Genomic DNA, 8973 nt, shown 5'->3' with positions numbered 1-8973 from the left:
GCGCGACGTCTTTCGATTAAGGCTAGGATCGCGAAAGGGGAACCACACGAACGGTGAGAGCGGCCGAACATCGATCGCTCTTGAACGTTTGCTGCTTCCTGCATCGAAGGCGAAAAGTTTCCTCTCACGGCTTGATCACCGAGGAAGTCCGGATGTCCGCACCGATCCGCGTGAAACCCGTTTCGACCGCCGGCCGATTGCTGCGTGTACTCGGTGTCGCCTTCGGTCTGGCGGTACTGATCGGCAACACCATCGGCATGGGCATCCTGCGAACCCCCGGCGAAGTGGCCGCTCGCGTTCACTCCGTTCCATTGTTTCTGCTTGTGTGGATTCTCGGCGCAGGCTACGCCTTGCTCGGCGCGGTGAGCCTCGCGGAACTTGGCACGATGCAGCCGCGGTCGGGTGGACTTTACCCGCTGGTGACCCATGCGCTGGGCCCCTTCGCAGGTTTCATCGCGGGATGGACCGACTGGATCGGCACGACCGGAAGTACCGCAGCAGTGGCTATGGTGCTGGGCGAATATATCGGTCCGTTGATACTGCCCTTGCGTGGACACGAGACGCTGGTGGCCGCGGGCGTGGTGGTGGCTTTCGCGTTGCTGCAGTGGCGCGGCATCCGCATCGGCAACGTTACCCAATTGATCACCAGCCTGCTCAAGGCGTTGGCGCTGATTACCCTGGTCGTTGCTGCATTGGTCATGAGCGTGCCGCCGTCCGTACCGCACGTCGTCGCACCCAAGACACTCCCCGTTGGCCTGGGGTTGTTGGCGGCGGTCATCGTGGCGTTGCAATCGGCCATCTATACGTACGATGGCTGGACCGGCCCACTGTATTTCGGCGAGGAAATCCGCCACCCCGGGCGTGACCTGCCGCGCGCCATGATCGGCGGCGTGATCCTCGTGTTGCTGATCTACCTTGCATTGAATATCGCCTTCCTTCGCGTGGTCGGCATCGACGCGATGGCCGGCGATCCGTTCGTTGCGGCGACCACCGCCGGGCGGCTGTTCGGACCGAAGGGCGACACATGGCTGCGCGTGCTCACCATCCTCTCTCTTTTCTCTGCGGTGAATGCGTTGCAGCTGATGGGTTCGCGCATCCCCTACGCGATGAGTTGCGACCGCCTGTTTCCGCCGATTTTCAAGCGGGTCAACGACGGTGGCACGCCGGTGCCCGCATTGCTGGCGGGTACCGTGGTGGCGCTCACTTTCATTTTCACCGGCACGTTCGACGCGGTACTGGCGCTGCTCGCGTTCTTCTTCGTTGCCAACTACGCGCTGACGTTCATCGCGTTGTTCGTGCAGCGTCGACGCCTGCCGGATGCGCCGCGACCTTTCCGCGTTCCCGGTTATCCGGTGGTTCCCGCGGTTGCACTTGTGGGCTCGCTGTTGTTCCTGATCGCAGCCGTGTGGAGCGATCGAAGCCACAGCCTGATCGCGATGGCCCTGCTCGCGCTGAGTTGGCCGGTCTATCGTCTGCAGGGTTTCTGGATGAAACGCCCCGCCTGACTGATGCTGGTTGTCTGCGTGAACTCGCTCACGGGATTGCAGTTGCGCATCGATTGCGGAACAGTGCGGCCATCGCTTTCACGGATCGCAACATGGCGCAGCAACCCATCACTCTCATCGGCGCTGGCCTGGTCGGCGCATTGCTGGCGCAACAACTCGCGCAGCGCGGTTTCGCGGTCGAGGTGTACGAGAAGCGAGCCGACCCGCGCCGCGCCGGTTTCATCGGCGGGCGTTCGATCAACCTCGCCCTGGCCGAGCGCGGACTGCATGCGCTGCGCAAGGCGGGGCTGGCCGACGATGTCATGCAACGCGCAGTGATGATGCGCGGCCGCATGGTGCATCCGCGCGAGGGCGCACCGAGCCTGCAGCGCTACGGCATCGACGACAGCGAAGTGATCTGGTCGGTGTCGCGCGGCGGCTTGAACATGTTGCTGCTGGAAGCTGCCGAAGCAGCGGGCGCGCGCTTTCATTTCGGCCAGTCGCTGATCGCTGCGGATTTCGATCGCCAGCGCATTCGCCTTTCCGATGCGTCCGGCACCGAGCGCGAACTGCCGGCGGGAATGCTTATCGGCGCCGATGGTGCTGGCTCGGCGGTGCGTCATGCGATGAATGCACACACGGCACTGGGCGAACGCATCGAAGCGCTCGGTCACGGCTACAAGGAACTCGAAATTCCGCCTGCCGGCCAACTCTCTGTGGACCTGCTAGCGCCCGCTGGTGGTCACGACCAGTTCGCACTGGAGCCGAATGCGTTGCACATCTGGCCGCGCGGCGGCTACATGTGCATTGCCTTGCCGAACACCGAAGGCAGCTTCACCGTCACGCTGTTTCTTCCCGCGCACGGTGAAGCGCCGAGTTTCGAAACGCTGCCGGATGCCCGATCGGCGCGCGCGTTTTTCAGCGAGCAGTTTGCGGATGTGCTGCCGCTGATTCGTGACTTCGACGAAGACTTCGGTGCGCATCCGGTCGGCACGCTGTCCACGCTCTACCTCGATCGTTGGCACATCGACGGCCGCGCGCTGTTGATCGGCGACGCCGCGCACGCGATCGTGCCGTTTCATGGCCAAGGCATGAATTGCGGTTTCGAGGACACCGTGGCACTGGCCGATCTGCTTGCCGAAGCACCTGACGACAGCGCCGACGTATTCGCCGAATTCCAGCGCATGCGCCAGCCCAATGCCAACGCGATCGCCGCGATGGCATTGGAAAACTACATCGAGATGCGCGACTCGGTCGCCGATCCGCATTACCTCGCGCGACGCGAACTTGGCGCATTGCTGGCCGAGCGCGCGCCCACGCATTACATGGCGCGCTATCGGCTGGTCACGTTCACTCACCTGCCCTATGCCTACGCGCTCGAACGCGGCCGCGCGCAGGATGCGCTGCTGGACTCGTTGCTGCATGGCTCGACGCGCGTGGCTGATGTGGATCTCGATGCCGCAGTGCGATCTCTGCATTCGAACCTTCCGCCACTGCCGCGTGACTGAGGATTTCACCACCGCGTACAACGGCACCGACTATCGCGTGCGGTTGTCGCGCGGCGGCTACGCAACGATCCGCATCGGCGCTCCGTTGCCGCCGGCCTTGCGCGAACACGTCGGCACGCAACCATGGGGATTCATCACCGCGTGGAATCCACATGGATTGCGGCAGAATCGGCTCGCAAACCGCGTGGCCCAACGACAGCTGGCCGATGCGCTGAAGGCATTGCCATCGACCGTTGCGATCCTTCCTGCCGTCGGCGTGGGCGACGCATGGCAGGAACCCAGCCTCTTCGTGGTCGGCCCTGATGTCGCATCGCTGAATGCATTCGCGGTGCTTTACGAGCAACTCGCCTGGGTTTACGGCGATGATCTCGGCCTGGCCCGATTGCGCTGGACGCACGACTAGCGGCAGTGCGCCGCATGGACAACCGCAGCCCCCATTGCGGACAATCGAGGCAATGACTTACGCCTCCACTGCCGTGCCCCTGCTCGAAGCGCGGGCCTTGAGCTTCCAGCGCCAGGACGAACCAGTGTTCGCGCCGCTGGATTTCCAGCTTCATGCGGGCGACCTGGTGCTGATTGAAGGCGACAACGGCAGCGGCAAGACCACCTTGTTGCGCATGCTTGCAGGCCTGTTGCATGTCGACGAAGGCGAACTGCTCTGGCAAGGCGAAACCCTGCAGCGCGATCAATGCGCGGGACAAATACTTTTTCTCGGACACCAGCTAGGTCTCAAGGGCGACCTCAGCTCACGCGAGAACCTGCGCATCGCTGTCGGCCTGCATGGTTGTCGCGATGGCGTCGACATTCCGGGCGTGCTTTCCAACATCGGCCTGCACGGTTACGAAGACGAACCGGTGCGACGGCTTTCCGCCGGGCAGAAGAAACGCGCCGCCCTCGCGCGACTGGTGCTGCTTCCGGCAATGCTGTGGCTGCTCGACGAGCCGTATGCAAACCTCGACCGCACCGGCATCGCGCTGGTCAACGCACTGCTGGAAGACCACACCGCCGCAGGCGGCGTGGCGCTGGTCACCAGCCACGGCACGGCGAGTTTCCACGGTGGCGAACCACAGCGGATCCGCATGCATGACTGAGCATCAAGCCAGCCTTGCACCCGCCTGCGCCGCCATGCTTCGACGCGACCTCACGCTGGCGTGGCGTCGTCGCGGCGATATCGCGATGCCGGTGCTGTATGCGTTGATCGTGACGATGCTGTTTCCGTTTGCGCTGGGGCCGGAGGACACGTTGCTCCTGCGCATCGCTGGCGGCGTGGTGTTGGTGACGGTATTGCTGGCGATGCTGCTGGCGCTGGATGCGATGTTCTCCAGTGATATCGAGGATGGATCGCTCGAACAACTCGTCATCGCGCCGCAACCACTGGCATTGATGCTCGGCATGAAAATTCTCGCGCACTGGCTGACCACGGCGTTGCCGCTGATCGTGATTTCGCCGCTGCTGGCCGCAATGCTGCATCTGCCGGTGGCGGTGATTCCGGTGTTGCTGCTTGCCCTGCTAATGGCCACGCCGCTGCTCAGCCTGCTCGGCGCCGTGCTGGTGGCACTGACGGCCGGAACGAGGCGCTCTGGTATGCTTCTCGCCTTGATGTTGCTGCCTTTGTGCGTGCCTGCGGTGATCTTCGCCGCCGGCGCGGTGGCAGCGGCCCAGCAGGGATTGCCGTGGTTCTCGCCCATCGCCTGGCTCGGTGCGGCGTTGGTTCTGGCGGTGGTGCTGGCGCCGATGGCCTGCGCTGCCGCCCTTCGTATCGCGCTGGATGCCTGAATCATGCCCGAGCGTCTGTCCAAGGGAATGCAACCATTCCACGGCAAGTCATCACTCAACCTTTTGTCTATGCATGCTTCATTCTTTCTGCGAACCCCACAGCCGATCAGCGCCTGCCACCCGGACCTTGGCTCATGAGTAGCTCGAGCTGGATCCCCCTCTGGTTGCACAAACTCGGCTCGCCGCCGATCTTCTATCGCTTCGCCGGCGTCGTACGTCCGTGGGCGATGGCGCTTGCGATCATCACCGGCGCCATCGCGTTGTACGGCGGCCTGGTGCTGGCTCCGGCGGATTACCAGCAAGGCGACGCCTATCGCATCATCTTTATCCACGTGCCGAGCGCGTGGATGAGCATGTTCATCTACGGCGTGATGGGCATAGCGGCGTTCATCGCATTGGTGTGGCGGATCAAGCTTGCCGAAGTCGTGGCAATGGAGTCGGCGCCGATCGGCGCGGCGTTCACCTTCATCACGCTGGTCACCGGTTCGCTGTGGGGCAAACCGATGTGGGGCACATGGTGGACGTGGGATGCGCGACTCACATCGGAACTCGTACTACTGTTTTTGTACCTCGGCGTGATCGGTCTCTACCACGCGTTCGAGGATCGTCGGCAGGGTGCGCGTGCCGCGGCGTTCCTCGCGATCATCGGCATCATCAACGTGCCGATCGTGCATTTCTCGGTGAACTGGTGGAATACACTGCACCAGGGCAGCACCATCAGCATCTTCGGCCATTCCAAGATGTCCGGCGCGATGCTGTGGCCGCTGCTGCTGATGATGCTGGCGACAAAGTTCTACTACATTGCGAGCCTGTTCCGTCGCGTGCGCACCGACCTGCTGTCACTGGAAAGCGGCAAGGACTGGGTGCGACAGATCGCGCAAGACGAGGCCCGCTCGTGACGCTCCAGCATTTCCTTTCGATGGGCGGTTACGCCGCTTATGTCTGGCCGGCTTATGCGGTGTTCTTCATCGTGCTGATCGCCGACGCGATCGCGCCGCGTATTCGTCGACGCCGCGTGTTGCGTGAACTGCGCGCGCGCATCGCACGGCAAGGTGTGCGGCAGACGCGCGCCGACTCTTTTTCCACCACGCCGTCCCCCTGACGCGAACGGCTGTCGAACATGCCCATGAATCCCACCCGCAAACGCCGGCTCGTCATCGTCACTTTGGTCGTGGCCGCTGCCGCGCTCGCGGTTGCGCTGGGCGTGTATGCCCTGCAGCAGAACATGAATTACCTGCTCACTCCGAGCCAGGTGCAATCGGGCCAGGCTGGCAGCTACAAGACGTTCCGTCTCGGCGGCATGGTCAAGGGCGGCTCGATCCAGCGCGACAAGGATTCGCTGAAAGTCACCTTCACCGTGGTCGATGCCGATGGCGCGATGCCGGTGGAGTACACCGGCATCCTGCCCGACCTGTTTCGCGACAATCAGTCGGTGATCGCTACCGGCCACATGGACAGCGCGCATTTCGTCGCCACCGAAGTGCTGGCCAAGCATGACGAAACCTACATGCCGAAAGAACTGAAGGACGCGATGGCCAAGGCGCACGGCAACAAGAAGATGCCGCAAGGGGTCGATCAGGGTGATGCCGGCCAAGGCGGCGCGCAGTGATTCCGGAGCTCGGCCAACTCGCACTGATCCTCGCGCTGCTGCTCGCCTTGGCGCAGAGCATCCTGCCGATCATCGGCGCGTGGCGCGGCAACCGGGCGATGATGGCGGTGGCGCGACCGGCCGCGTTCGCGCAAGGGTTTTTCGTGGTGCTGGCGTTCGTGCTGCTGGTGTGGGCGTTCCTGCGTTTCGATTTCTCGGTGCAGTATGTCGCTGAAAACTCCAACCTCGCGCTGCCGTGGTATTACCGCATCGCCGCGGTGTGGGGCGCGCACGAAGGTTCGATGTTGCTGTGGATCTTCATCCTCAACGTGTGGACGCTCGCGCTGGCAACGTTCAGTCGCCAGTTGCCGGAGCCGTTCGTCGCCCGTGTGCTCGGCGTTCTCGGGCTGATCGCGGTCGGTTTTCTCGCTTTCATCCTGTTCACCTCCGATCCGTTCGGACGTCTGCTGCCGATGCCGGCTGATGGCGGCGACTTGAATCCGGTGCTGCAAGATCCGGGCATGACCTTCCATCCGCCCGTGATCTACATGGGCTATGTCGGATTCTCGGTGGCGTTCGCCTTCTCCATCGCGGCACTGCTCGGCGGCGAACTGGAACAGGCTTGGGTGCGTTGGGCGCGGCCTTGGACCAACATCGCGTGGGCGTTCCTCACCTGCGGCATTGTCGCGGGCAGCTGGTGGGCTTATGCCGAGCTCGGCTGGGGCGGCTGGTGGTTCTGGGATCCGGTGGAGAACGCGAGCTTCATGCCGTGGCTGGTCGGTACGGCGTTGATCCACGCGCAAGCCGTCACCGAGAAGCGCGGCTCGCTGCGCGCGTGGACGATCCTGCTGTCGATCTTCGCGTTCTCGCTGTCGCTGCTCGGCACGTTCCTGGTGCGCTCGGGCGTGTTGACCTCGGTGCATTCGTTCGCATCGGACCCGCGACGTGGCCTGTTCATCCTGTGCTTCCTGGTCATCGTGGTCGGTGGTTCGCTGCTGCTTTACGCATTGCGCGCACCCAAGGTCGCAGGCGGAAAACCCTTTGCAGTCGTATCGCGCGAGAGCGCCATCCTCGTCGGCAATTTGATGTTCACCGTGGCCGCGGCGATGGTGTTGCTCGGCACGCTCTTTCCGTTGATCGGCGACGCGCTGAACCTCGGCAAGATTTCTGTCGGCCCACCGTATTTCGGCCTGATGTTTCCGTTGTTGATGCTGCCGATCGTGTTGCTGCTGCCGTTCGGTCCGTACCTGCGCTGGGGCAAGGGCGAGGTGCCCGTGCTCAAGCGCGTGATGGCACGTGCCGGCCTCGCCGCCGTCGCGTGCGCGATCATTGCCGCGTTTCTTGTGGACGGCCAAATGAAAGCCATCGCCGGCGTGGCCGCAGCTGTGTGGGTGGCTGTCGGTGTGGCGCTCTACGTGATCAAGCGCTGGCGCGAGATGCCGCGCGGCCGGCGCTATCCGGCGGAGATGGCCGGCATGCTGTTCGCGCATGCAGGCGTGGCTGTATTCCTGATCGGCGTGCTGCTCTCCGAATCGCTCAGCGTCACCCGCGACGTGCGCATGGCGCCGGGCGATGTGCAGCGCATCGGCGGCTACGCATTTCGTTTCGATGGCGTGACCGAAACGCAGGGCCCGAACTGGCGCGCGGATCAAGGCACGGTCACGGTGACGTTGAATGACAAACCGATCGCCGTGATGCATCCGCAAAAACGCATCTACACGCGCGAGCAGGTGCAGACTGAATCGGCGATCGATCCGGGCATCACGCGCGATCTCTACGTCGCGCTCGGCGAACCGATGGATGCGCAACACATCGACGGCGCGTGGGCGCTGCGGCTTTACAGCAAGCCGTTCATTCGATGGCTGTGGGCCGGCGGTTTGTTGATGATGCTTGGTGGTTTCGTCGCTGCGGGCGATCGTCGCTTCCGCGTGCGCCGCGTGGCCAATGCGCAAGACAACGCCACGCCCGACAAGGTAACCGCGCGTGAGGTTCGCGCATGAGCCGTCTCGTTCCGTTCTTCGGCTTCGTGCTCCTGGTCGCCTTGCTTGGCTTCGGCATCTGGTGGAACACCGGCCATGATCCGAGCGCGATTCCCTCGCCGCTGCTCGACAAGCCGGCACCGGAATTCAATCTGCCCAAGCTTTATGAGCCGACCGCGACGGTGAGCAAGCGCGACCTCCTCGGCAAGCCTTACCTGCTCAACGTGTTCGCCAGCTGGTGCGTGGAATGCGGTGCGGAGCATCCGGTGTTGCAGGCCGAGGCTCCGACGCTCGGCGTGGCACTGATCGGATACAACTACAAGGATGCGCCCGACGATGCGAAAGCTTGGCTGGCGGAACACGGCAACCCGTACAGCGTGCTGATCGCCGATGTACCCGGCACCACCGCGATCGATTTCGGCGTGTACGGCGCGCCGGAAAGTTTCCTGATCGATGGCAAGGGCGTGATCCGCTACAAGCACATCGGTCCGTTGACCAGCGACGTGGTGACGAGCGAATTGAAGCCGGCGATCGCTGTGTTGCTCAAGGAAAAGCCGTGATGCAACTGCTCCGTAGCAGCGCAGCCTGTGCGCGAACCCGTTTGCCGACGAAGTCCGTTCGCGCAGAGGGTGCGCTCC

10 protein-coding genes are annotated in these 8973 nt (G+C 63.5%); all 10 read left to right on the top strand.

Annotated features, from left to right (window positions below):
• Positions 1–152: 152 nt before the first annotated feature.
• The 10 genes from GSQ73_RS11110 to GSQ73_RS11065 all read left to right on the top strand — a co-directional run bounded on the left by GSQ73_RS11110 (position 153) and on the right by GSQ73_RS11065 (position 8895).
• A complete protein-coding gene (locus tag GSQ73_RS11110) occupies positions 153–1505 on the top strand; it encodes an APC family permease (protein ID WP_158883973.1) in 1353 nt (450 codons plus the stop codon).
• A 92-nt stretch (positions 1506–1597) separates the two neighbouring features.
• Positions 1598–2992 carry an NAD(P)/FAD-dependent oxidoreductase gene (locus GSQ73_RS11105; protein WP_158883971.1) on the top strand — a complete coding sequence of 465 codons (1395 nt, stop codon included), beginning with the start codon at positions 1598–1600 and terminating at the stop codon, positions 2990–2992.
• Positions 2985–3395, top strand: a complete 411-nt coding sequence (locus tag GSQ73_RS11100) for a DUF3293 domain-containing protein (RefSeq protein WP_254063387.1) — start codon at positions 2985–2987, stop codon at positions 3393–3395. The genes GSQ73_RS11105 and GSQ73_RS11100 overlap by 8 nt, the downstream gene beginning before the upstream one ends.
• 52 nt (positions 3396–3447) lie before the next feature.
• Entirely contained in the window at positions 3448–4083 is a 636-nt protein-coding gene (ccmA, locus tag GSQ73_RS11095) for a cytochrome c biogenesis heme-transporting ATPase CcmA (RefSeq protein WP_158883967.1), read from the top strand.
• Positions 4076–4768, top strand: a complete 693-nt coding sequence (ccmB, locus tag GSQ73_RS11090; protein WP_254063386.1) for a heme exporter protein CcmB — start codon at positions 4076–4078, stop codon at positions 4766–4768. The genes ccmA and ccmB overlap by 8 nt, the downstream gene beginning before the upstream one ends.
• Positions 4769–4902: 134 nt before the next feature.
• Positions 4903–5667 carry a heme ABC transporter permease gene (locus tag GSQ73_RS11085; protein ID WP_158883965.1) on the top strand — a complete coding sequence of 255 codons (765 nt, stop codon included), beginning with the start codon at positions 4903–4905 and terminating at the stop codon, positions 5665–5667.
• A 20-nt stretch (positions 5668–5687) separates the two neighbouring features.
• Positions 5688–5870: a heme exporter protein CcmD gene (gene ccmD / locus GSQ73_RS11080; RefSeq protein ID WP_158886413.1), complete on the top strand. Its 183-nt coding sequence runs from the start codon at positions 5688–5690 to the stop codon at positions 5868–5870.
• A gap of 24 nt (positions 5871–5894) precedes the next feature.
• Entirely contained in the window at positions 5895–6377 is a 483-nt protein-coding gene (gene ccmE / locus GSQ73_RS11075; protein ID WP_174236097.1) for a cytochrome c maturation protein CcmE, read from the top strand.
• A complete protein-coding gene (locus GSQ73_RS11070) occupies positions 6374–8356 on the top strand; it encodes a heme lyase CcmF/NrfE family subunit (RefSeq protein ID WP_158883961.1) in 1983 nt (660 codons plus the stop codon). Before ccmE ends, GSQ73_RS11070 begins: the two co-directional genes overlap by 4 nt.
• Positions 8353–8895, top strand: coding sequence for a DsbE family thiol:disulfide interchange protein (locus GSQ73_RS11065; protein WP_158883959.1), 543 nt, complete (start codon positions 8353–8355; stop codon positions 8893–8895). The genes GSQ73_RS11070 and GSQ73_RS11065 overlap by 4 nt, the downstream gene beginning before the upstream one ends.
• The last annotated feature ends 78 nt before the right edge of the window (positions 8896–8973 follow it).

The organism is Rhodanobacter sp. L36, assembly GCF_009765755.1.
Classification (GTDB): Bacteria; Pseudomonadota; Gammaproteobacteria; order Xanthomonadales; family Rhodanobacteraceae; genus Rhodanobacter.
This window is presented reverse-complemented; position numbering and strand designations above follow the sequence as displayed.